Here is a 23,840-nt window from a genome sequence, read left to right on the forward strand (position 1 = left end):
TGCAAGTCTCGTACAGCAAAGGGGATAATCAGAGCAGGAGTTTCATAATGCATGACTACTTATAAAAAGATTTTAAACATAGCTTTGCCAGCCATGGTAGAAAACTTTTTGCAGATGCTAATGGGAATGGTAGATTCGTATTTAGTAGCTAGTCTAGGTCTGGTGGCTATTTCAGGAGTTTCGGTTGCTGGCAATATGATTAGCATTTACCAGGCCATTTTTATTGCGCTAGGATCAGCGGTATCTAGTCTAATTTCTAAGAGTTTAGGAGAAGGAGACCGAGATAATCTGGCTTATCATACTAGTGAAGCCATTAAATTGACCCTGATACTGAGTGGGTTTCTGGGACTTTTCTCGCTTGCTTTTGGACGGCAAATATTGGCTTGGTTGGGAACGGAGCCCGCAGTCGCTAATGCAGGTGGTCTCTATCTCGCTTTAATCGGAGGAACAATTGTTCTTTTGGGAATGATGACAAGTCTAGGGGCTTTGGTTCGAGCGACCAGCAATCCCCGCCTGCCTATGTATGTCAGCTTTTTTAGCAATCTACTTAATGTCCTTTTTTCCAGCATTGCAATTTTTATTTTCCACATGGGAATTGTCGGGGTGGCATTGGGAACCATTTTAGCTCGTCTGGTGGGCGTCTTCATTTTATGGAAAGAATTGTCGCTACCTTTGGCGCCTTGGAGTTGGAAGCTGGATTGGGAACTGCTGCGCTTATCTCTGCCAGCTGCTGGGGAACGATTGATGATGCGAGCCGGGGATGTTGTGATGATTGCTATTATTGTTAAGTTCGGGACAGATGCCGTCGCAGGAAATGCTATTGGAGAGGTTCTGACCCAGTTTAACTACATGCCGAGCTTTGGTGTCGCTACTGCAACAGTCATGTTGGTAGCTCATGCAGTGGGACAAGCCGACTTTCAAGCAGTTAGGAGGCTGACAAAGCAGACGTACTGGTTATCTCTCAGCCTCATGTTACCGATAGCTCTGTTTCTTTTTGGGTTTGGGCAGCTGTTAACACAACTTTATACAGCTGATGGTGCTGCTGTTCAGGCTAGTTTATCTGTTGTTCTGTTTTCACTTTTGGGAGTTCCTATGACAGCAGGAACAGTCATCTATACAGCTGTTTGGCAAGGGTTGGGCAATGCTAAGCTGCCTTTTTATGCCACGACGGTTGGTATGTGGCTCATTCGCATTGTAGCAGGCTATTTTCTGGGGGTAACGATGGGCTTGGGCTTGCCTGGAGTTTGGACGGCTACTCTTTTGGACAATGGCTTTCGCTGGCTATTTTTACAAATACTCTATCAACGGAAAATGAGGGAGCGAACATGACAAGAGCTTTTATTTGGGATTTGGATGGAACATTACTAGATTCCTATGACGCTATTTTGGCGGGGATTGAAGAAACTTATACTCACTATGGATTGGACTTTGACCGAGAGGGTATCCATGCTTATATTTTGCGGCATTCTGTTCAAAAATTGCTGGAAAAAGTCGCAGTAGAAAAAGGCTTGAATGCAGAAGAGATGAATCGATTTAGAGGGCAAAGTTTACAAGAGAAGAATGCTCAAATTGAGCTTATGGATGGTGCTAAGACAATTCTTACTTGGGCGCAGGAAGCAGGTATTCAGCAGTTTGTTTATACCCATAAGGGGGAAAATGCCTACCAGGTTTTAGCTGATTTAGATATTTTGGATTATTTCACAGAAATTGTGACGACGGCTAATGGATTTGCAAGAAAACCTGATCCAGAAGGGGTGGATTATCTGGTGGAAAAATATCAGTTGAATAAAGAAATGACTTACTATATCGGTGATCGAACGCTGGATGTAGATGTTGCCTTTAATAGCGGTATTCAATCCCTCAATTTCTGTGATTACCGACCAACGATCAATCAAAAAATCAATCAGTTAGTAGATATAAAAAAGATAATCCGTTAAAGGGAAGCAAGACAGTTGCTTTTCTTTTTATTTAGTCCACAAAAAAATAAGAGAAAAAGAAAACGAGATAACTGGAATTGTTGTAAATTACAATCTATCTCGTTTTCATCATTATTAAAAGCTTATTGTCTAAGATTAGGAATCATCTTATCATAGTTTTTTTCTTTACCTTCTAAACAGTTTGGAATCATTAGTTTATCATTAAGAGAACGTGGTTTGAAACAAACATAATCTACAAGAGGGAAATGAATCAAATTTAAAAAGGTCTTTGCAAATTGTTCAGGAGGAGTAGGTTCAGGTTGAGTAATCCAAATCTCAATAAAGATTAAAATGTTACTGACCAGAACTTGAATTGCTTTTTCTTTTGGAATGTTTAATTTTTGATAGTCAATTGTAATATGTTGTTCAATCCATTGTCCATAGGTTTTTAGTAAAAAGTCTCTCCAATAAGGATCAGCCGCTGTCTTATAGAGACAACTAATCCGTTCTCGTCGAGTATACAAGATGGGAATAACTACCTCAGCAAAAAATATAAAAGGATTTGGATAGAGTTTTTTATTATATTGCTGAAAAAGCGTTTGAAATTCTGCATCGATCTCTTTATGGATATAATCAAGAATTTCATAATCTCCATTAAAATGACGTTTGTAAATAGCTTGCCTTGAAATTCCAGCCTTTTTTGCAATTTCTGCTAAAGAAAAATGCATTTTATTGGGGTGTTCCATAGCAAGCTCAAAAAAAGCCTCTAAAATCTTTTCTCTCGTATTAAGTACCATCGTGATTCCTCCTTATAAGTATTCTAATTAAAAAAATATATGTAGTCTAGTAAAAAGGAGTCGAAAAGTTGACAACTTGTAAACAAACATAGACAAACTATATTGAAATCAATTGATTATATAGTTATAATATAAAATGAGTGCATTATGCATGCATAAGATTATTAAAGGAGGACGAACATGAAAGCGCGTCAAAAATTGATGAGCTTGCTTGGAGTAACATTGTTGCTCGCTTCAACAATTTTAACACCAATAAGTACAGTTGTTGCACAAACGCAAAACAGTACACAAACTAGTCAAACAACTAGTGGATCAAAAGAGGTGTCAAAGGAGCAAGCACAACAATCAAGCAGCACTACTAATACTGGGGATAAGTCGAAACAATCTCCAAAAGGTGCAGAATCATCAAAATCGAACAAAACAGAGGAAAAGAGTGAAACTCAACCAGGTGCTCCACCGAGAAGTAAAAGAACACGGAGAGCCGCTCCTGCTGGTGCGTTGGATGTGAAGGAAGTAGAAGCGAATTTTACTAATTTTAATATTACGGATTCTTCAGGAAAACCTTTACAGAGAACGGTTGAACAATGGGAAAATTTCCGTATAACTGCGAATTTTTCTCTTCCTAGCACAGTTCGTGGTGGGGATAAAACAACCATTAAATTACCTGATAAATTGATGATGGGAGATGCATCGTTAACTTTTGATTTAAAAGATGCCAATAACCAAGTTGTTGCAAAGGCAGTTGCTGATCCGAAGACAAAGACAATTACTCTAACCTATACTGATTATGTGAATAATCATTCTGATATAAAAGGAAGCTTCTTCTTCTATGCACGTGTTGATGATAATAAAGTTCAACAAGCAGAAGATATAGACCTTACTTTAACAATCAACAATAAAGTTGTATTTACAAATAAAAAAGTTAAATATAGAGGTCCAAATCCACCATATGAATCTATACTGGAAAAAAGTGGTTGGCGAGACTCTAATGATAAAACTTTGTTTTATTATGGTATCCCTGTTAATCGTAGCCGCAAAAATCTTGGTAATGTGATCGTCAAAGATCGCCTTGCTAATAGTAAATTAAAAATAGTTAAGGGTTCTCTTAAAGTTTATGAAGTAACATGGTCTTTTAAAAATGGGAAATATGAGCATGCTGGTGATAGAGATGTAACAAGTTCTTCTGATGCTAAGCTTGATAATGACGAATCTGGTTTTTCTGTTAATCTTGGTAAGGTTGGTAACAAGGGATATTACATTAAATACCAAGTAAAGGTTTCCTATACTCCAGTAGATGGAGAAATTTTTAAGAATAACGCAACCTTACTAGAAAATGGTCAACTAAAATATGAGACCTCATTTTCGTTAAGATATCTTGCAGGTGGTGGTCAAGCTGAAGGTTACGTTTATAGTGTTAGGGTTCATAAAAAAGATGATAAAGGAAACAATTTACAGGGCGCAGAATTTGAATTGACACGTGATAGTACTGGTGAAGTAAAAAAAGTCACAACGGATGCGAATGGTAATGCGGAGATAAAAAATCTTTTAAAAGATAACTACACACTAAAAGAAGTAAAAGCTCCAGATGGATATAAATTATCAAATGAAGAGATAAAAATAAAACCATCAGACTTTGGTGCCGATAAAGTCTATAAAAAGGAAGTTATAAATAAAAAAGATGAAAAAGTTTCTGCTCAACTTCAGGTTAAGAAGGAATTGATCGGTCGCCAACTCAAAGATAAAGAATTTACATTTGAATTAAAAAGAAAATCAGATCAACATCTTGAAGAGACTGTGCAGAATGACGGTGCTGGTTTAGTCAAGTTTAAAGAGTTGACATTTACTGAAGTTGGAACTTACGAGTATATAATCTCTGAAAAGCGTGAAGCCCGCCCTGAAAAAGGAATCAATTATGATCCAAATGATATCTATGCGACAGTGACTGTTTCAAGAGATGCATCTGGTAAATTAGTGTCTACTGTCAAATATGAAGGTCTTGCTGCTCAGGGTGGTAGAGAAGAAAAGAATAAATTCACAAACCACTATATTCCAGATAAGACAAGTACAAAACTTGCTGTAACTAAGAAGCTAATTGGTCGAGATCTTCAAAATGGTGAATTCGAATTTGAACTGAAAGATCTACAAAACAACAACAAAGTTTTGGAAACTGTAAAAAATAAAGCAGATGGTAAGGTTGAATTCAAAGAGATTGAATATACTAAAGCCGGAACCTACAATTATACTATTACAGAAAAATCGGGTAATGTTGCTGGTGTAGAGTATGACCCTAATCTTATTTCAGTTACGGTAAAAGTTGAAGACCAAGGCGGTCAGCTGAAAGTCACCAAAGTGATGTATTCAAAAGTCAATGAAGAGGTCGAAAATCCGACTTTCATCAATCGATATACTCCAGGAAAGACTTTTGCTCGATTAGAAGTGAATAAAATTCTGACAGGCCGTCAGCTGCAAAAAGATGAATTTGAGTTTGAGTTGAAGAACGATGACACAGGAGTTGTTGAAGATACTGCGAAAAACAACACTGATGGTAAAGTGACCTTCAAAGAATTAGAGTATAAAAAAGCAGGTAACTACCACTATACCATTACAGAGAAAAAAGGTCAGTTAGGTGGCATTACTTATGATACGAAAGAAGTGAAAGCTACTGTCAAAATTACAGATGACGGAAAAGGCAAACTACATTCTGAAATTAGCTATGAAAAAAATGATACCACTTTCAACAACACCTATACACCTCAAGTTACTTCTGCAACCTTCGATGTGACCAAGGAGTTAACAGGTCGCAAACTGAAAGCGCAAGAATTTGAGTTTGAGTTGAAGGAAGATGGTAAGCCAAACGTTCTTCAAACAGCTAAAAATGATGCCCAAGGAAAAGTTCAGTTCCAAGCTATTACCTACGATAAAGCAGGTGACTACCACTACACCATTATAGAAAAAAATAATGGTCTGACAGGGGTTACTTATGACTCGAGCGAAGTCAAAGTCACAGTTAAAGTAACGGATGATGGTAAAGGGAAACTAAGTACTACCGTGACTTATGATGGTGGTAAAAAGACCTTTAAAAATACGTTCACACCAAAAGAAATCACAGTACCACTAAAAGTGACAAAAGCTTTAACTGGTCGCAATCTGCAAGATGACGAGTTTGAGTTTGAGCTGTATGATGGAAAAGATAATAGTTTACTTCAAACAGCTAAAAATAAAGCGGATGGTACGATTCCTTTCAAAGATCTTAAGTTCACCAAAGCTGGTCTCTATAACTATCTTATCAAAGAAAAAGATGGTAACGTTCCAGGTGTTGACTATGATAAACAACCAATTAAGGTTACAGTTCATGTTCAACAAGAAGAGGATGGACAGTTGGTTGTCAATGTCATCTATCTAGGTCTTGACGAGAGTGGTAAGAATCCAATTTCTAAACAAAGCTTTACAAATAAATACACAGCCAAAGGTACCGATGCTACTTTCTCTGTTACGAAGAAATTAACCGGACGTGCTTTGAAGGATGGCGAGTTTAGCTTTGAATTGAAAGAAGACGGCAAGGCAGATGTTCTTCAAACTAAGAAGAACGAGAAAGATGGTAAGGTTCAATTTGATGCAATCAAGTATTCAGCAGTAGGAACGCATCACTATACCATTACTGAGAAAAATACAGGATTGGGTGGTGTGACTTACGACACCAAGACCATCAAGGTAACAGTTGAAGTCACCGATGACGGTAAAGGCCAGCTTGTTTCAAAAGTAACCTATGAAAACAATGACCAAACCTTCAACAATACATACTCTAGTCAAAAGGTTAGTGCACAACTAAGCGTAACCAAAGAACTGACAGGTCGTGCATTAAACAATCAAGAGTTCGAATTTGAATTAGTCGGATCTGATGACAACGTTCGTCAGACGAAGAAAAATGCAGCAGACGGTCGTGTTACTTTTGATGCGATTGACTATGCACAAGTCGGAACTTATCATTACACCATCAAAGAGAAAGACAATGGCTTAGGTGGTGTGACCTATGATAAGAAAGAAATCAAAGCGACTGTCAAAGTTACTGATGATGGCAATGGCCAGTTAGTTGCCCAAGTATCTTATGATACAGCTAATCCAACCTTCCGCAATACTTACCTTGCTAAGGAAACAACCGCGACATTAGAAGCGAACAAAGTGCTAACTGGTCGCGAATTGAAAGCGAATGAATTTGCCTTTGACTTGATTGATCCAAACGGTAAAGTGGTGGATACCGCTAAGAACGCTAAAGATGGTAAGATTTCATTCAAAGAGTTGACATTCAAGACAGCTGGAACTTATACGTATACCATTAAAGAACAAGCTGGTGCTTTAGGCGGTGTGAAATATGACACCAAAGTAATCAAAGCAACAGTCACTGTCACGGATGATGGTAAAGGACAACTACATGCAACAGTTGCTTATGAAAACAACCAAAACACCTTCACGAATACTTACTCAGCAGATAAAGCCACTGCGACTCTTTCTGCTAAGAAGCTATTAGAAGGTCGCAACCTCAAAGAAGGGGAATTTGAATTTGAACTGACTGGTACAGATGATCAAGTTCGCCAAACGAAGACAAATGCACAAGATGGTAGCGTCACTTTCGATACCATTGAGTATACTAAGGTGGGTACTTATCATTACACCATCACCGAAAAAGATACGAAACTCGGTGGTGTGAAATACGATACCAAAGTGATCAAAGCGACAGTCACTGTTACAGATGATGGTCAAGGCCACTTAGTAACAAAAGTTGCTTATGAAAAAGATGATCAGACCTTCAAGAACACTTATTCCGCTGCAAAAACAAACGCACAACTTTCTGTTAAGAAAGCCTTGACAGGTCGTGCTTTGAAAGATGGCGAGTTTGAGTTTGAATTGAAAGGCCAAGATGATCAAGTTCGCCAAACGAAGACAAATGCACAAGACGGTAGTGTCACTTTCGATACGATTGAGTACACGAAAGCCGGTACTTATCATTACACCATCGAAGAGAAAGACAATAACTTAGGTGGTGTAACGTATGATAAGAAAGTGATTAAAGCAACCGTAACCGTAACAGATAATGGTCAAGGTCAATTGGTAGCACAAGTTGCCTATGAGCAGAACGACCAAACCTTTACGAACCAATACCAAGCTGCTCCAACGACTGCTCAGCTTTCAGCTAATAAACAATTAACTGGTCGTGACCTTAAAGCCGGTGAATTCAGTTTTGAACTGAAAAATGACAAGGACGAAGTGCTTGAAACGGTGACAAATGATAAGGACGGTAAGATTACCTTTAAGACGCTAACTTATACAGCAGTCGGTACTTATCAATACACGATTACCGAAAAAGATACGAAGCTTGGCGGTGTGAAATATGACACCAAAGTGATTAAAGCAACTGTTACTGTGACAGATAATGGCGCAGGAAAACTGGTAGCAACTGTATCTTATGATACAAAAGATCGTGTCTTCAACAATACTTATACACCAGATCCAGTCCCTGCTACTATTGGAGTAACCAAGAAATTGATTGGCCGTGCCTTGAAAGCAAATGAATTTGAATTTGTATTGAAGGATGAAAAAGGTCGAGTGCTTCAAACGAAGAAAAATGCAGCAGATGGATCCGTAAACTTTGATGCTCTTGAATATAACACAACCGGTACTTACCATTACACGATTACCGAGAAGAATACAAAACTTCAAGGAATCACTTATGATAAGAAAGTGATTAAGGTGACAGTAACTGTCACAGATGATGCCAATGGTCATCTGGTTGCCAAAGTAAGTTACGACAAGAACATCAAGACATTTGAAAATCGCTATACTCCACCGAAGAAGGGCTTGCCTAAGACAGGTACTGTCATTCATACCTTAGCTATTTTCATTGGACTCATTGTTTTGGCTGGTGCAGTTTATCTGATGAAGAAGAAATCTTGATAAGATAAGAGTTTATCAGAAAAGAGTCGTTTAAATTAGGAATCTAGTGAGAATTTTCGTAGCAACGAAGGATCTCATTAGATTTCTTTTTTTATATGGCGATCTTTATCTGAGTCATGCAGTAGTTTCTTGATATGCTCTAGAAATTCCTCTTAATGTTATTTTTTTAAAACCAGTCATAAACTGGTGTTTTATTGGCAGATACTACTTGTAGCGGAACGAAAAACATAGTAAAATATTAGAAAAAAATTAGTCAAATATTATCTAAACGGACCCAAAAAAATGTATAACTAGTATTACCTAAAAAAGTAAAAAAATATATTCTAGGAGGGATTATATGGATAGAGAACATCTTTTATGGATTACAATCAGTTCCTATTATTATTTCTATCTTATTTATTGTTTAACAGTGGATAAACGCTTGCTTCGGACGCTTGAGCGTGAGGACTTTTATCCCGTTTATCAGCTGCTTCGTTCATAAAAAGATAGGTGGTTTTACAAAGGAGTTTATAGAGGCTTGTTTTATTTCACCTTGCCCGTTTACCTTTTTCTAAATCGCTTGCGCTATTACAGGGCCAGAACGTCAGATGGGAAACGTCTGCACAAGCATGACTTTCTCTATCGCTATAGTGTTTACTTCACGTTTCCTTTATTAATGACGCGGATCTTAGTGTATCTTGCGCAGGACGACACCAATGAAGTGATTAATACAGTAGCCAATTTGTACTACACTCTTGTTTATCGGATTCCCTATGTGCAACTATTATTTTCTTTGCTGGTAATGTATTTCTATATTCTCATTGCCTATTATTGCGAAAAGAAAGTTTGTCGTTTTTATTTCCTGAGCCACCTGCTTACGATTGTATTGTCTTTAACCTTTATTATTCAAACGCTTGTTGGGTTTTATTTTTACTTTTTAGAGAGTGTTCCAGAAGGTTTGAAGATTTTCTCGTTTTATTATGGGACAGTCTTAGCAATAGAAAAGCTATTAGCTTGGGTGATTGTCAGCCTAGGAAACTATACTCACCATGGTTCGCGTTTGATTCGGTATGGCTTTGTCGAACAGAAGAAGCTTCTGCCTTCTTGGCTGGTGCAGTTTTTCCGTTTCTTCGTACAAAGGTTGGGGAATATCTGTTCTGCTTTGAGATTTCGTTTTGGTTTACTTTTAGCGGTCGTGATGACGTCTATGAATATGCCTCGTTTTCTCCTTTTCCTCTTCAAGCGGCCTTTCTTTTATGAGTTGCGACCTCTCTTTATGAATTTATTTCTGTACCCCGCCCTGTTCTTTGCTTTGCCTTTGTTGTTTTTGTATATTTTCCCGACGGATTCTACTGATTCGCCGATAGGGAGTTATTTATTGACACGCACTACGAATCGACATACCATCTATTATACGAACCCTTCCTTGAAGATTTATGCTTCTAGTAAGAAGATGCTGTATCGGAAAGAATTGTTTCTATTGGAAAATCGTTGGGTAGATCAGCATGGTATTCATTATTTACAATATTGCTCAGTTGAAAATGGAAAGATCTATTATTTCACTTGGCAACCACATACGAATTTACTAGAGTTGAATGGGGAGAACCCACAGGTCTTTATACGAGATGGTACAAAGGATTATATTCGGAATCTGATGAAAAGTTCCATTACTAATTTGGAAGGAACAGGGTTTGAGAAGGAGAGCCAGATAATAAGAGAGGGACCTCCTCCGTTAAGGAAACGCTATCGCAAGAAGCTCTATAAAGCTGTGCTTTAATGGGAAGTGTCAAACTGTATATCGCCTTAGAAGCGGGAAAAGATATTTAGTACACAAGAAAAGGAATCATCATTGTGATGATTCCTTTTTGAACGATAAGCCAGATGTATCCAATGAACCTCATATGCGAAGATTCAAGGCTTCTCTCGGGCTTTTAGAATGGAAGATAGTTCAATGAAACAAGCTTAATCAGTGTTATCTTTCACAACTTTATCTTCAAACTGTGGATGAAGGGTTGTTCCCCAAGTGCTAATGTTTCTTTGTGGAACCAAAGGAAGATCGTTCTTGCTATAGATCAGTCTCCAAGGCTCCCAAGCTAGTCCAGTGGCTCCTAGTACTTTTACGCGAATGTTTCTAACATTTCCCTTGAAACGGAGAGTTGTAGAATAGTGTGCACCGCGATTGTAGCCATTTCCACTCCAAGATCTTGAGCGAATAGTTTCGTAGCCATCAGCATCATGTCCGAGTTCTTCCCAATAAACATAGAAGCGTGCAACGAAAGCACCATCATGATTGAGGGTGAGAGCACCATCTTTATAGGATGTTACTTTTGTTTCGATGTAGTCTGTGTTGTTTTGGATAGTTGCAATAGAATTGTCTTTTACAAAAGAAGTAGTGTAAGAGATTGGTACAGCTGGACTTTGAGCACTGAAATTGCTACCTTTTTGGATCAAATCTTTCAAAGTATCAATATTACCTGTGATGACTTTAGAAGCTTCACCTGGGTTACCACCGAGAACAACAGCAGTAATTTTAGTATTTTTTAGAATGTTTTCATATTCTGTTCCAGCTTTAAGTTTTGCTCCTTTAACAACAGCATCAATAGCGGCTTGTACTTTTGTACTCTTGCTTGTAGTTTCAAATTTCACATACATTGCACGGCCATATGATACATTTGAAACATAAACTGGTGGTGTTTTAGAATTAACTCCACGATTGATTAAATCAGTTGGTGTGATACCAGAGCCAAAGAGTGCAGAAGGACTGTTTGGAGAGTCTACGCTAGCTGTGTAATAAACTTGTCTGAAGTTCGCAATAAATACTTGTTTTTCACCTTTGTGAACAGATGAGAAGTCAACATTAAGTGGTGCACCGACTTTTGAGAAATCAGCACCAAATTTTGCTTGTAATTGGCTCATGCTTTGGGCGCTAATAGATTCATATTGCATTCTAGCTGGCACAGCATGAGTTTTAGAGTATTTTTGGATCCATTTTTCAACTAAATTGTTAACAGCTGTTCGAACTGTACTGTTGGATGGATTTTCAACTGTAAGATTACTTTCGCCATTTTTCAATCCCGGTAAGTTTACACTAATAGTTGTTTTGCCGCGATTAACTGGGATTAGGGTTGGAAGATTTTCTAACAAACTTTGGTCCGCTTTTAGCAATGCACCTGGGAAGATGCGGTCATCATTTGCTGAACTTACAGATAACTTAGATGTTGCGTTTGAAATGCTTTGTTTTTTCTTTTCGATAACAACATACTCACCTGGGCGATGAAATGCCTCGCGGCTAGAGTGGTTTTTCAATTTTTCACCTTGGTGTGTTAAAATGTTTAGTTTATCATACTGCAATCCCCAAATATAATCATTCAGAGCTTTTTTTGCAGCTTCAGAGTTGCTGTTTTCCGGTTTCTTTTCGGTTTTTTTCTCTGTTTGAGCTGCTTTTGGTTTGGTAGGTGTTTCAGCGAATGCAGCTGAAATCGGTGCTGCCGAAGAGAGAACGAGAGTGCTTAATAAAACAACTCTTGACAATTTGCGAGCAATATTTTGCTTAGTTTTCATAAATTAGCCTCCTTTTGCTAAATTGCTAACGCTTTCATTTATATATTAACACTATGATGAGCAAACATCAACAAAAATTTATAAAAAACACACAAATAACAGACCGGTCTGTGTCGTTACATAAACATTTTTGTACATTTTTAAAGTTATATAATGTTTAAATTTTTTTAGATAAATATTTTTGGGATAAGAGTTAGATGGATAAAGCGGCTATATATAGGTATTTATGGAAAAATATAAATGTTTGGTAATTTATATATTTAAAAAGTGAAGGTTTATAAGAGTGAGTATATAAATTTCTATATTTGTTTATCTGTATCTATAAATATGCTTTATACATTAATAAAAAACCATATATTTGGTTGTAAATTTTTAATTATTGGGGAAGTGTATGGAGTTAGAAACAGCTTTATAAGTAGCAAGAAGCCCATTTTTCCATGAAATTACCAGAAAATAACAAAAGGACCTACATTTCTTACTTGACTCTTATTTTCTTTGTGGTATACTTAACTAGTAAAGAATTAACCGGTTAATCAGAAAAGGAGAACAATGAGTCAGTTAGCACATGAAATTGATCGTTTTTTAAATGAAATTATTTTAAAATCTGAGAATCAACATGAGATTTTAATTGGGTCTTGCACGAGTGATGTGCCATTAACCAATACTCAAGAGCATATTTTGATGTTGTTATCTGAGGAATCTTTGACAAATTCAGAGTTAGCAAGGCGCTTAAAGGTTAGTCAGGCGGCGGTAACAAAGGCTATCAAGTCATTGATTAAGAAAGAAATGTTGGAACCATTTAAAGATGCGAAAGATGCACGCATCATTTTTTATCGTTTGACAGAGTTGGCGAAGCCAGTCGCGGCTGAACATCAGCACCACCATCATCATACGATAGAAATCTATGAAAAAATTGCTAATCGATATAGTTCTGATGAACAAGCGATTATTCAACAATTCTTAGAAACCTTAGTGGGAGAAATCGGAAGATGAGGTATATCACAGTTGAAGATTTGTCTTTTTATTATGACAAAGAGCCTGTGTTGGAGCATATCAACTACTTTTTAGATAGTGGCGAGTTTGTAACTTTGACGGGAGAAAATGGCGCTGCAAAGACGACCTTGATTAAAGCTAGTCTCGGAATTTTACAGCCTCGGTTTGGAAAGGTAACAATTTCTAAGACAAATACGGCTGGTAAAAAGTTGCGGATTGCTTATTTGCCGCAGCAAATTGCTAGCTTTAATGCGGGATTTCCAAGTACTGTCTACGAATTTGCCAAATCCGGTCGGTATCCGCGTAAGGGATGGTTCCGTCATTTAAATGCTCATGATGAGGAGCATATCAAAGTCAGTCTAGATGCCGTTGGTATGTGGGAACATCGAGATAAGCGGATAGGTTCACTGTCAGGGGGACAAAAGCAACGAGCGGTTATAGCGCGCATGTTTGCTTCAGATCCGGATATTTTTGTCTTGGATGAGCCAACAACAGGGATGGATGCTGGTAGTAAGGATGAATTTTATGATTTGATGCACCATAGTGCGCATCGGCATGGAAAAGCTGTTCTGATGATTACACATGATCCAGAGGAAGTCCGAAAATATGCAGACCGCAATATCCATTTAGTGCGAAATCAAGATTCGCCATGGCGATGCTTCAATGTTCATGAGAGTGACAAGGAGGTGAGCCATGTTTAATTTACTAACTTATGATTTTATGCAACGGGCTTTTCTGGCTGTGATTGCTATGAGTTTGTTCTCACCTATTTTAGGAACGTTTTTAATTCTACGTCGTCAAAGTTTGATGAGTGATACACTTAGTCATGTGTCGCTTTCAGGAGTTGCATTTGGCTTGGTATTGGGTATTTCACCTACAATTTCAACAGTCATTATTGTTATGGTTGCAGCTGTTTTCTTAGAATATCTGCGAACCATTTACAAAGATTTTATGGAAATCGGAACGGCTATTTTAATGTCAACAGGACTTGCTATTGCTTTGATTGTGATGAGCAGAGGTAAAAGTTCCAGTTCCATGAGCTTAGACCAATATTTGTTTGGTTCTATTGTCACGATTAGTACGGAACAAGTGATTTCACTATTTATTATTGCGACGATCGTACTTATTTTGACTTTTCTCTTCATTCGTCCGATGTATATTTTGACCTTTGATGAGGATACAGCTTTTGTAGACGGTCTACCTGTGCGTACTATGTCTATTCTATTTAATATCGTGACAGGTGTTGCGATTGCTCTCATGATTCCAGCGGCAGGTGCGCTGTTGGTATCTACCATTATGGTGTTGCCGGCAAGTATTGCTTTGCGACTTGGGAAAAATTTCAAGTCGGTCATTTTATTAGCGAATTTTATCGGATTTGTAGGTATGATTGCTGGATTGTATATTTCTTACTATGCTGAAACGCCAGCCAGTGCAAGTATTACGATTATTTTTGTCGGTGTATTTTTACTAGTGAATCTATTAAAAAAATTTATCAAATAGGAGTGAAAAATGAAGAAAATTGGTCTATTAGTAGCAAGCTTACTAAGTCTCTTTTTAGTGGCTTGTTCCAATCAAAAAAGCGCAAATGGGAAGCTCAATGTTGTGACAACATTTTATCCAGTTTATGAGTTTACTAAGCAAGTGACAGGTGATACTGCTAATGTTAAGTTGCTAATCGGTGCAGGGACAGAACCACATGAATATGAACCTTCTGCTAAGGCAGTTGCAACGATTCAAGATGCAGATACTTTCGTTTATGAAAATGAAAACATGGAAACTTGGGTACCAAAATTGCTTAAAACCTTGAAAAAAGGTAAAGTGAATGTGGTGAAGGCGACTGGGAAGATGTTGCTACTGCCTGGTACAGAAGAAGGAGATCATGATCATGGTAAAGAAGGACATCATCATGAATATGATCCTCATGTGTGGTTATCACCAAAACGTGCTATTAAAATGGTGGAAAATATTCGTGACAGCTTAAGTAAACGCTATCCTGATAAGAAAGCGACTTTCCAAAAGAACGCAGCAGCTTACATTAAGAAATTAGAAAGTCTGGATAAAGAATATGCAACTGGTTTAGCAAATGCAAAACAAAAAAGTTTTGTAACACAACATGCTGCTTTTCGATATCTTGCATTGGATTATGGTTTGAAACAAGTTCCTATTTCAGGACTTTCACCAGATAGTGAACCTTCAGCAGCGCGTTTGGCTGAGTTGACAAAATATATTAAGAAAAACAATATTAAGTATATCTATTTTGAAGAAAATGCTTCTCAAGCATTGGCTTCTACATTGGCAAAAGAAACAGGTGTGAAGTTAGATGTCCTTAATCCGCTTGAAAGTTTGACTGAAAAGCAAACAAAAGATGGAGCAGACTACATTTCCATCATGCAATCAAACTTGAAAGCTTTGAAAAAGACGACAGATCAAGCTGGTACTGAAATTTCTGCTGAAAAAGAAAAAAATACAAAGACTGTACAAAATGGCTACTTTGAAGATAGTGCTGTCAAAGACCGTACTTTGTCTGACTATGCAGGTCAATGGCAATCAGTTTATCCATACTTACAAGATGGTACTTTAGACCAAGTATTTGATTACAAGGCAAAATTAACTGGTAAGATGACAGCTGCTGAGTACAAAGCGTATTATGAAAAAGGCTATAAGACAGATGTGTCTCATATCAATATCACAGATAAGACTATGGAATTTGTAGTCAACGGACAAAAGAAGAAATATACTTATAAATATGTTGGTAAGCATACATTGACGTACTCTAAAGGAAACCGAGGTGTGCGTTTCATGTTTGAAGCGACAGACCCAGATGCAGGTAAGTATAAATACGTTCAATTTAGTGACCATAATATTGCACCAACAAAAGCAGCGCATTTCCATATCTTCTACGGCGGTGAAAGTCAAGAAGCACTTTTCAACGAATTAGAAAATTGGCCAACTTACTACCCAACTAAATTAAGTGGACAAGAAATTGCTCAAGAAATGCTGGCGCATTGATGCACGATGAAAAGTGTATGCAAGAAGTTTGAAAAATAGGAAATTCATTTTAAGGGAGTCGCCTTATAGTTTATTTTCCTATTTATTTAAGGCTTTAGTCCATGTCAGTTAAGAAGAAGCAAAGAAAAAATTACTGCTTTCTATACAAAATGAGAAAAATCGAGTTGAGAAATCTTCTCGATTTTTTGCTTGACAATTTCTGATTACAGATGTAAACTATAAACAAATTGAAAATTACAAGTGTAATCAGAAAAGAGATAAGAAAGAATGGAACACCAAAATATTAGTCAGGCAGAGTGGCAAGTTATGCGCGTACTTTGGGCATATCCTCATATTAGAAGCACGGAAGTGATAGAGCGGCTAGAAACTGATTTTGCTTGGAAGCCCGCTACTGTCAAAACTTTACTGAATCGTTTGAAAACCAAAGAATTTATTTCAATGGAAAAAATTGAAGGAAAATTTTATTATGATGCTTTGGTTTTAGAAGATGAGCATTTGCAAAATAGCTGGCGCATCTTGCTTGATAATATGTGCAATACTAAACATGGTGATTTAGTGATTTCAATATTAGAAAGCAATCAATTCAGTCGGAAAGATTTGTCTCGTATCCTAGATGTTGTAAAAGAAAAGCAGGTACAAGCACCTAAAAGAGTTCAATGCAATTGTCCACCAGGTCAATGTACGTGTGGTAAGGATTGTCAGGATGAAATGAATCGCCTCTAACCAAATAGCGGAGTAAAAAAATGGAAAATGATAAAAAAGAGTATAAATTATCTGGAATGACTTGTGCAGCTTGCGCGATGACCATTGAAATGGTAGTCAAAGAACTTCCAACAGTAAAAGAAGCTACTGTGAACTTGGCAACGGAAAAATTGACAGTTTTTCCAAAAGAAGGATTTGCAAGCGAGCAAGTTTTTGATGCAGTGAAAGAGGCAGGTTATCAAGCGGTAGAAAAAGGAGAACAAAGACAGTCAGATTATGCGAAACAGGTCGCAGAAAAGAAAGAAAATGTACGTCATATGGCACGCCGGATTTGGTTTGTGGCAGGAGTTACTATCCCCCTGCTTTATATTTCAATGGGGAGCATGATTGGTTTACCTCTCCCCGCTTTCTTAGACTCCAGAGCTCATCCGATAATCTTTGTTTTGGCGCAACTGCTCCTGACTTTACCAGCTATTGGGATAGGACGAGGCTTTTATACACGTGGTTTTCGGAACCTAGCAAAACGGCATCCCAATATGGATAGTTTGATTGCCGTGGGAACGAGTGCAGCTTTTCTTTATAGCTTATACTCGGTTGTTCAAGTTTTATCGGGGCATTATTCTTTTGTACACCAGTTGTATTTTGAATCAGTTGGTGTAATTATCACTCTTGTTTTACTGGGGAAATATTTAGAAGGCAATGCTAAGGGCCGAACCTCGCAAGCGATTCAAGGTTTAATGAGTCTGATTCCTAACCAAGCGACTGTTGTTCGTTATGGGGAAGTTGTGACAATTGATACCGAAGACATCAAGCTTGGGGATATTGTACGGATTAAACCAGGAGAGAGGATGCCAGTTGATGGTATCGTTGTTTCTGGCCAGACTTATGTGGATGAGTCTATGATGACAGGTGAAAGTGTTCCTGTTGAAAAAGGTATTGGAGATCGAATCACGAGTGCTACGGTAAATCAAACGGGTTCTATTGACTATGAAGCAACTAAAGTTGGATCAGACACGACCTTAGCCCAGATTGTCCATTTGGTGGAGGAAGCACAAGGTTCAAAAGCCCCTATTGCTGTTATGGCAGATAAAATTTCGCTCTACTTTGTACCCATTGTCTTACTTTTAGCAATCTTGGCGGCTCTAGCGTGGTTCTTTGTAGCAGGCAAAAGTCTGCAATTCTCACTCTCTATTTTCATTGCTGTGCTAGTCATTGCCTGTCCTTGTGCACTTGGGTTAGCCACACCGACAGCTATTATGGTAGGCACAGGAAAAGGAGCTGAAAATGGCGTTCTTATCAAATCTGGACAAGTTCTTGAAGCAGCTCGTATGGTGAATACTGTTGTCCTAGATAAGACAGGGACAATTACGGAAGGAAAGCCCAGTTTGACTGATGTACTGACCTTCGGTACTATTTCACGAGGGGATTTATTAAGTTTGATTGCAAGTAGTGAACAACATTCAGAGCATCCACTAGCGACAGCCATTTTGCAAGCAGTTCAGGCAGAAGATGTATCTTTGACTCCGGTAACAGATTTCCAAGCAGTTTCAGGCAAAGGGATCGTAGCTCAAGTTAATGATCAAGAGATTTTGATTGGGAATGAAAGTTTGATGAAACAATACCAAGTTGAGCTGGGGGAGCACATTTCTGACTTGATTTCCTTGTCTCATCAAGGAAAGACAGCTGTGCTTGTCGCTTTGGATAAACACTTAGTTGGGATCGTAGCAGTTGCTGATCAAATCAAAAAAAATAGCCGTGAAGCTATTTCTGAATTGCAAAAAATGGGTTTAGAAGTGATAATGTTGACAGGTGATCGTGAGGAGACAGCTCAAGCAGTTGCAAGAGAAGCTGGTGTTCATCAAGTGATTGCAGGAGTATTTCCGGACGGCAAAGCAGCTCTAGTCAAGGACTTGCAAGTAAAAGGGAAAAAGGTTGCTATGGTAGGTGATGGAATTAATGATGCACCTGCTCTGGTACAAGCTGAAGTTGGGGTTGCTATTGGCTCGGGAACAGATGTGGCCATCGACTCGGCTGATATTGTCTTAATGCATAGTGACCTATTAGACGCGGTGACGGCCATTCGACTCAGCCAAGCTACGATTAAAAATATCAAAGAAAATCTTTTCTGGGCTTTTGCCTACAATACCCTAGGGATACCAGTCGCAATGGGGTTCTTGTATATATTTGGGGGGCCGCTGCTCAATCCTATGTTAGCGGGTCTTGCTATGAGTTTTAGCTCAGTTTCTGTCGTGACCAATGCATTACGTTTGCGACGTTTTAAACTAAAATCATAAAAGGAGTTCATCATGAAACAAATCGTCACTTTAGAAAATATATCTTGCCAAAATTGCGTGAAACATGTTACCGATCACTTCCAAACACTAAAAGGGGTATCGGACGTTCAAATTGATCTGGATACAAAGGTTGCTACTGTAACTACTGATCACACTTACAGCGCAGAAGACTACCAAGCAGCACTCGCTAAAACAATTTATAAAGTTGTCAATGTTGCGTAATTAAAAACGGACAGGCAAATATACTGACGCCTGTCCGTTTTTAGTTTTCTTCCTTTAATCCCTTTTCAAAACTTTCGGAAAATGCTTCAACACTAATTTTTTCAAGTGTGAAAGGGTGTGTGAAAGTTAAGCGATGAGCATGAAGCATAAGGCGTCTTGCACGCTGTGGATTGTATAATGGATCACCGATAATAGGATATCCGTGATGAGTAAGATGTACCCGAATTTGATGAGTTCGTCCAGTTTTAAGTTGGCAATTGACGAGTGTTTTGTTTCTAAATTCTTTTAATCTTGTGACATAGGTTTCAGCGTACCGACCGTTTTTATTATCTACCAGTCTCTTTCGTCGATCGTGGCGGTCGCGTCCGATTTTATCCGTATAGGTTTGGCTCTTTTGGAGAAATGTCCCTTGCACTAAAGCCCAATATTCACGTGAAATATTTTTGTCTTCCAGCAGTCGATTTAAGATAGGGAGGATAAATGGATTTTTAGCAAAAAGGACAGCCCCACTAGTTTCCTTGTCCAAGCGATGAACGACATAGCAGGTATTGCCAACATAAGCAGAAACATGATTTAAAAGCGCCAGCTCCGTCGGTTCATTAGCATGTGTTTTCATGCCTTCAGGTTTGTTGACAATGATGATGTGTTCATCTTGATATAATTCTTCCACAAGATTAGCTTTACCCATTAAAATAGACTTTTCTGGATAATCTTCTTCATCGAACATTAACGTGATTTCGTCAGATGGATGAACAATACTCTGCCAATTGATTGATGCTTGATTGATTAAGACGTGTTTTTTGATACGTAAAAAATGGCGAATTTTACGCGGGATTAAAAAGTGTTCTTCCAGCAATTCTTTGACTGTCATCTCTGGCAGATCTTGTGGAATCGTAATTGTAAAATGCATGATTTTATTGTAACAAAATAGTAGATGATTGCAAATAGTCAGCTAATTCTTGAACAATTTCTTAAAATTTTCTAAATGACAAGCCTAATGAGAGGTCCTTTCTTGTCTGGATATGAAGAAGGTGATAGAATAAGGATATGAAAAAATTGAGCGAATTATTTGAAATAGTAGTGAATCATTTTAAAAAAGATAGTCCTGAGCGCAATCATCAAGAGGTGACAGAGGCGGAAGAAAGCGAATCGCATTTGAGCCGTTCTGGAAAAAGTCGGAAAAAGTCAATTTCTCAACATCCATTTCGTCGATTTTGGCGTCGCTATCATCTAACGAAAATTGTTTTGATTCTGGGACTTGGTTTTGGTTTGGTGACAGGAGGCTATCTCTTTTATGTTGCCAAATCCACTAACGTCAATGACTTGCAGAATGCGTTGAAAGCAACGACTGCAATTTATGATAAGGATGGAAAAAAAGCTGGAAGTTTGTCGGGGCAAAAGGGTACTTACGTAGAATTGTCCAAAATTAGTCCGAACTTACAACATGCCGTCATTGCGACAGAAGACCGTTCCTTTTATAAAAATAGTGGCATTAACTATGGTCGTTTTATTCTAGCAGTCTTAACAGCTGGGCGTTCTGGTGGTGGTTCTACCATTACACAACAATTAGCTAAAAATGCTTACTTATCTCAGGATCAGACCATTGAACGGAAGGCAAAAGAGTTTTTCCTAGCTTTAGAATTAACTAAGAAATATAGTAAAAAGCAGATTCTCACTATGTACCTCAACAATTCTTACTTTGGGAATGGTGTATGGGGAGTAGAAGATGCTTCTAAGAAATATTTTGGAGTATCTGCTAGCCAACTGACACTAGATCAAGCAGCTACCTTAGCAGGAATGCTCAAAGGACCGGAACTATATAATCCGCTTGCTTCTATAAAAAACGCAACGAATCGACGCAATACCGTTTTACAAAATATGGTAGCTGCTGGTTATATTAATCAAGCAACTGCTAACCAGTCTACCGCTATTGGTCTGGGCAGCCAGTTGAGAGATGCTTATACTGGGAAATCGGCAGATTATCGTTATCCGTCTTACTTTGATGCAGTTATCAATGAAGCAGTACGTGATTATGGATTGACAGAATCTGATATTGTCAATAACGGCTATCGTATTTACACAGAGCTAGATCAAAATTATCAAGCTAGCATGCAAGTCATTTATGACCGCAAAGATTTGTTCCCACAAGCAGCAGACGGTACGAGGGCCCAATCTGGCAGCGTAGCACTAGACCCTAAAACGGGAGGAGTTCGTGCGCTTGTCGGGCAAATCAATAGTACGAGTGCCAATTTCAGAAGTTTTAATTATGCTACACAATCCGCAAGAAGTCCTGGCTCCACTATTAAGCCATTAGCAGTTTACAGTCCCGCAGTTGCAGCAGGTTGGCCCATTAATAAAGAGTTGGACAATAGCACAACGACTTATGGGAATTACACTGTGAACAATTACGGTGGTATCAAGTCTAGTCCGACTGTCCCAATGTACCAAGCTTTAGCTCAATCCCTAAATATTCCCGCAGTTGCCGCTGCCAATGAATTGGGGCTGAAAAAGGTTTTTGAATATGGTAAGAAATTTGGCCTGAATATGGATAAAGTAGAGCAGACCCTTGGGGTAGCTCTTGGTAGTGGCGTTACAACTAATCCGCTGCAAATGGCACAAGCCTATTCTACTTTTGCAAATAATGGGGTTATGAATGACGCCCATTTGATTACCAAAATTGAAAATGCTAGTGGACAAGTCGTTAAAACTCATAAATCCACCTCGACTCGAGTACTCAACCGCTCAACAACGGAAAAAATGACCAGTATGATGCTAGGAACATTTACCAATGGTACAGGTGTTTATGCTGCTCCTTATGGCTATACTATGGCTGGGAAGACAGGAACGACAGAAACTAACTTTAATCCAGATTTATCAGGAGACCAGTGGGTCATTGGCTACACGCCGGATGTAGTCATCAGCCAGTGGCTAGGTTTTCCAAAAACAGATGAAAATCATTATCTTACAGGAACCAGCGCTAATGAAGCCTCCGCTATTTTCCGAAGTCTGGCAAACAGTATTTTGCCGTATACAAATGGCACGAAGTTTGGTGACAAAAATGCTTATGCTAAAAATGGCATCGCACCGGTGGACACGGCTGGTACGAATAATACTAGAAACCAAGCTGGTAGTAATTCAGATATCTTGAAAGATGTGCAAGATAAAGCTAAGAATCTGGTCGACCAAGCCAAAAAGGCAATCGATGATGCCAAAATTTCTGAAAAAGCAGGGAATCTTTGGGATGCTGTTAAGAGTTGGTTCCGATAGACTTGTCAAAAATTAGCTTTCCTGATATAATAAAAAAGATGGAGGCGTTATGGCACTAAAAAAAGCAAGTCTGGCGTGCACGGTTTGTGGATCGAGAAACTATTCAATTAAGTTGAGTAGTACGCCAAAACCAAAACGTCTGGAAGTAAATAAATATTGTAAACATTGTAGTAAATATACGATTCATAAAGAAACTAGATAGGAGAAAGTTGTGAAATTCATTAGAGATACATTTCAAGTGTTAAAAGATACAACTTGGCCAACTAGAAAGCAAAGCTGGGTAGATTTTATCTCAGTCATGGAATATACCGCTTTCTTTGTTGTTATTATTTATCTTTTCGATCTCTTTGTCACAAGAGGTTTAGTACGATTGTTAAATATCTTTTAATTTTTAACCTGCTTGCTATTTGTCAAGTAGGTTTTTATTGTAAAAAAATAACGATAAAAAGGTTGTATTTGTTATTTTTATGGTATAATAGGGCTAGAAAGAAACCGAAGCCCACAGGCTTTTTTATTTAGGAAAGGAAGAACTCATGGACAGTTTTGATAAAGGCTGGTTTGTTCTGCAAACCTACTCGGGTTATGAAAATAAAGTAAAAGAAAATCTTTTGCAACGTGCACAAACCTACAATATGTTGGAAAACATTTTGCGCGTGGAAATCCCAACACAAACGGTACAAGTAGAGAAAAATGGAAAAACGAAAGAAGTTGAAGAAAATCGTTTTCCAGGTTATGTCTTGGTAGAAATGGTGATGACAGATGAAGCGTGGTTTGTCGTGCGGAATACACCGAATGTAACAGGATTTGTTGGCTCACACGGAAACCGCTCTAAACCAACTCCGCTCTTGGAAGAAGAAATTCGCCAAATCTTGATTTCAATGGGCCAAACTGTTCAAGAATTCGATATTCATGTGAAAGTTGGCGATACTGTGCGTATCATTGATGGAGCTTTTGCAGATTATACAGGTAAAATCACCGAAATTGATAATAGCAAGGTGAAAATGATTATCTCTATGTTTGGCAATGACACGGTTGCAGAAGTTAATCTCAGCCAAATTGCAGAGCTATAATTCCTTGAAAAACATAAAAAGGGTTGGGAAAAATTTTCCACTCTTTTTATATGCTATTTTAGCTTACTTGCAAGTTTTAAT

19 protein-coding genes are annotated in these 23,840 nt (G+C 38.1%); 16 read left to right on the forward strand and 3 right to left on the reverse strand.

All coding sequences use genetic code 11. From position 1 onward, the window contains the following. Positions 1-51: 51 nt before the first annotated feature. Entirely contained in the window at positions 52-1,329 is a 1,278-nt protein-coding gene (locus HMPREF1654_RS03090) for an MATE family efflux transporter (protein ID WP_003077533.1), read from the forward strand. After that, positions 1,326-1,937, forward strand: coding sequence for an HAD-IA family hydrolase (locus tag HMPREF1654_RS03095; RefSeq protein ID WP_003077635.1), 612 nt, complete (start codon positions 1,326-1,328; stop codon positions 1,935-1,937). Before HMPREF1654_RS03090 ends, HMPREF1654_RS03095 begins: the two co-directional genes overlap by 4 nt. Before the next feature lie 122 nt (positions 1,938-2,059). Here HMPREF1654_RS03095 and HMPREF1654_RS03100 read toward each other — a convergent pair whose 3' ends face one another. Further along, on the reverse strand, positions 2,060-2,713 hold the full coding sequence (locus tag HMPREF1654_RS03100) for a TetR/AcrR family transcriptional regulator (RefSeq protein ID WP_003077749.1): 654 nt from the start codon (positions 2,711-2,713) through the stop codon (positions 2,060-2,062). Between the two features lie 180 nt (positions 2,714-2,893). On the opposite strand from HMPREF1654_RS03100, the gene HMPREF1654_RS03105 reads away from it, so the two are divergent. From HMPREF1654_RS03105 to HMPREF1654_RS03110, 3 genes are all read left to right on the forward strand, one after another. Further along, complete coding sequence (locus tag HMPREF1654_RS03105) at positions 2,894-8,662, forward strand: Spy0128 family protein (protein WP_003077482.1); 5,769 nt, start codon at positions 2,894-2,896, stop codon at positions 8,660-8,662. Positions 8,663-8,999: 337 nt separating this feature from the next. Beyond that, positions 9,000-9,143, forward strand: a complete 144-nt coding sequence (locus tag HMPREF1654_RS10020) for a hypothetical protein (protein ID WP_003077540.1) — start codon at positions 9,000-9,002, stop codon at positions 9,141-9,143. 219 nt (positions 9,144-9,362) lie between these two features. Further along, entirely contained in the window at positions 9,363-10,418 is a 1,056-nt protein-coding gene (locus tag HMPREF1654_RS03110; RefSeq protein ID WP_242600911.1) for a hypothetical protein, read from the forward strand. A 185-nt stretch (positions 10,419-10,603) separates the two neighbouring features. Here the strand turns inward: HMPREF1654_RS03110 and ily are convergent, their stop codons facing one another. Then, positions 10,604-12,202, reverse strand: a complete 1,599-nt coding sequence (gene ily / locus HMPREF1654_RS03115) for a cholesterol-dependent cytolysin intermedilysin (RefSeq protein WP_003077694.1) — start codon at positions 12,200-12,202, stop codon at positions 10,604-10,606. A 549-nt stretch (positions 12,203-12,751) separates the two neighbouring features. Between ily and HMPREF1654_RS03120 the strand changes: the two genes are divergently transcribed. The 7 genes from HMPREF1654_RS03120 (at position 12,752) to HMPREF1654_RS03150 (ending at position 19,422) form a co-directional block, all read left to right on the forward strand. Beyond that, positions 12,752-13,195, forward strand: coding sequence for a zinc-dependent MarR family transcriptional regulator (locus HMPREF1654_RS03120; RefSeq protein WP_003074891.1), 444 nt, complete (start codon positions 12,752-12,754; stop codon positions 13,193-13,195). After that, positions 13,192-13,896: a metal ABC transporter ATP-binding protein gene (locus HMPREF1654_RS03125; RefSeq protein WP_003077500.1), complete on the forward strand. Its 705-nt coding sequence runs from the start codon at positions 13,192-13,194 to the stop codon at positions 13,894-13,896. Before HMPREF1654_RS03120 ends, HMPREF1654_RS03125 begins: the two co-directional genes overlap by 4 nt. Beyond that, the gene (locus tag HMPREF1654_RS03130; protein WP_003074889.1) at positions 13,889-14,695 is read left to right on the forward strand and encodes a metal ABC transporter permease; all 807 of its coding nucleotides are present in this window, start codon (positions 13,889-13,891) and stop codon (positions 14,693-14,695) included. Before HMPREF1654_RS03125 ends, HMPREF1654_RS03130 begins: the two co-directional genes overlap by 8 nt. Before the next feature lie 9 nt (positions 14,696-14,704). Then, positions 14,705-16,204, forward strand: coding sequence for a zinc ABC transporter substrate-binding protein AdcA (locus HMPREF1654_RS03135; protein ID WP_003077715.1), 1,500 nt, complete (start codon positions 14,705-14,707; stop codon positions 16,202-16,204). A gap of 267 nt (positions 16,205-16,471) precedes the next feature. Beyond that, positions 16,472-16,927, forward strand: a complete 456-nt coding sequence (locus HMPREF1654_RS03140; protein ID WP_003077534.1) for a CopY/TcrY family copper transport repressor — start codon at positions 16,472-16,474, stop codon at positions 16,925-16,927. Between the two features lie 20 nt (positions 16,928-16,947). Then, positions 16,948-19,200 (forward strand): heavy metal translocating P-type ATPase, encoded by a 2,253-nt coding sequence (locus HMPREF1654_RS03145; protein WP_003077844.1) that lies wholly within the window; start codon positions 16,948-16,950, stop codon positions 19,198-19,200. Between the two features lie 12 nt (positions 19,201-19,212). Next, on the forward strand, positions 19,213-19,422 hold the full coding sequence (locus tag HMPREF1654_RS03150) for a heavy-metal-associated domain-containing protein (RefSeq protein WP_003074885.1): 210 nt from the start codon (positions 19,213-19,215) through the stop codon (positions 19,420-19,422). A gap of 40 nt (positions 19,423-19,462) precedes the next feature. Here the strand turns inward: HMPREF1654_RS03150 and HMPREF1654_RS03155 are convergent, their stop codons facing one another. Then, the gene (locus HMPREF1654_RS03155) at positions 19,463-20,332 is read right to left on the reverse strand and encodes an RluA family pseudouridine synthase (RefSeq protein ID WP_003077631.1); all 870 of its coding nucleotides are present in this window, start codon (positions 20,330-20,332) and stop codon (positions 19,463-19,465) included. A 137-nt stretch (positions 20,333-20,469) separates the two neighbouring features. Between HMPREF1654_RS03155 and pbp2a the strand changes: the two genes are divergently transcribed. The 4 genes from pbp2a to nusG all read left to right on the forward strand — a co-directional run bounded on the left by pbp2a (position 20,470) and on the right by nusG (position 23,759). Next, positions 20,470-22,689, forward strand: coding sequence for a penicillin-binding protein PBP2A (gene pbp2a / locus HMPREF1654_RS03160; protein WP_003077670.1), 2,220 nt, complete (start codon positions 20,470-20,472; stop codon positions 22,687-22,689). A gap of 49 nt (positions 22,690-22,738) precedes the next feature. Then, the gene (rpmG, locus tag HMPREF1654_RS09725) at positions 22,739-22,891 is read left to right on the forward strand and encodes a 50S ribosomal protein L33 (RefSeq protein WP_003074882.1); all 153 of its coding nucleotides are present in this window, start codon (positions 22,739-22,741) and stop codon (positions 22,889-22,891) included. 9 nt (positions 22,892-22,900) lie between these two features. Continuing rightward, the gene (gene secE, locus HMPREF1654_RS03165) at positions 22,901-23,077 is read left to right on the forward strand and encodes a preprotein translocase subunit SecE (protein ID WP_003074881.1); all 177 of its coding nucleotides are present in this window, start codon (positions 22,901-22,903) and stop codon (positions 23,075-23,077) included. Positions 23,078-23,222: 145 nt separating this feature from the next. Further along, positions 23,223-23,759, forward strand: coding sequence for a transcription termination/antitermination protein NusG (nusG, locus tag HMPREF1654_RS03170; protein WP_003074879.1), 537 nt, complete (start codon positions 23,223-23,225; stop codon positions 23,757-23,759). The last annotated feature ends 81 nt before the right edge of the window (positions 23,760-23,840 follow it).

The sequence above is a fragment of the Streptococcus intermedius SK54 = ATCC 27335 genome (genome assembly GCF_000413475.1).
GTDB lineage: Bacteria > Bacillota > Bacilli > Lactobacillales > Streptococcaceae > Streptococcus > Streptococcus intermedius.

Excerpts from the sequence above, each read along its gene's own strand:
- HMPREF1654_RS03135 (WP_003077715.1), top strand. The coding sequence starts at position 14,705 with ATGAAGAAAATTGGTCTATTAGTAGCAAGCTTACTAAGTCTCTTTTTA.
- HMPREF1654_RS03095 (WP_003077635.1), top strand. The coding sequence starts at position 1,326 with ATGACAAGAGCTTTTATTTGGGATTTGGATGGAACATTACTAGATTCC.
- HMPREF1654_RS03090 (WP_003077533.1), top strand. The coding sequence starts at position 52 with ATGACTACTTATAAAAAGATTTTAAACATAGCTTTGCCAGCCATGGTA.
- ily (WP_003077694.1), bottom strand. The coding sequence starts at position 12,202 with ATGAAAACTAAGCAAAATATTGCTCGCAAATTGTCAAGAGTTGTTTTA.
- HMPREF1654_RS03155 (WP_003077631.1), bottom strand. The coding sequence starts at position 20,332 with ATGCATTTTACAATTACGATTCCACAAGATCTGCCAGAGATGACAGTC.
- HMPREF1654_RS03125 (WP_003077500.1), top strand. The coding sequence starts at position 13,192 with ATGAGGTATATCACAGTTGAAGATTTGTCTTTTTATTATGACAAAGAG.
- HMPREF1654_RS03150 (WP_003074885.1), top strand. The coding sequence starts at position 19,213 with ATGAAACAAATCGTCACTTTAGAAAATATATCTTGCCAAAATTGCGTG.
- HMPREF1654_RS03100 (WP_003077749.1), bottom strand. The coding sequence starts at position 2,713 with ATGGTACTTAATACGAGAGAAAAGATTTTAGAGGCTTTTTTTGAGCTT.
- HMPREF1654_RS03105 (WP_003077482.1), top strand. The coding sequence starts at position 2,894 with ATGAAAGCGCGTCAAAAATTGATGAGCTTGCTTGGAGTAACATTGTTG.
- HMPREF1654_RS10020 (WP_003077540.1), top strand. The coding sequence starts at position 9,000 with ATGGATAGAGAACATCTTTTATGGATTACAATCAGTTCCTATTATTAT.
- HMPREF1654_RS03130 (WP_003074889.1), top strand. The coding sequence starts at position 13,889 with ATGTTTAATTTACTAACTTATGATTTTATGCAACGGGCTTTTCTGGCT.
- HMPREF1654_RS03120 (WP_003074891.1), top strand. The coding sequence starts at position 12,752 with ATGAGTCAGTTAGCACATGAAATTGATCGTTTTTTAAATGAAATTATT.
- rpmG (WP_003074882.1), top strand. The coding sequence starts at position 22,739 with ATGGCACTAAAAAAAGCAAGTCTGGCGTGCACGGTTTGTGGATCGAGA.
- HMPREF1654_RS03140 (WP_003077534.1), top strand. The coding sequence starts at position 16,472 with ATGGAACACCAAAATATTAGTCAGGCAGAGTGGCAAGTTATGCGCGTA.
- pbp2a (WP_003077670.1), top strand. The coding sequence starts at position 20,470 with ATGAAAAAATTGAGCGAATTATTTGAAATAGTAGTGAATCATTTTAAA.
- nusG (WP_003074879.1), top strand. The coding sequence starts at position 23,223 with ATGGACAGTTTTGATAAAGGCTGGTTTGTTCTGCAAACCTACTCGGGT.
- HMPREF1654_RS03145 (WP_003077844.1), top strand. The coding sequence starts at position 16,948 with ATGGAAAATGATAAAAAAGAGTATAAATTATCTGGAATGACTTGTGCA.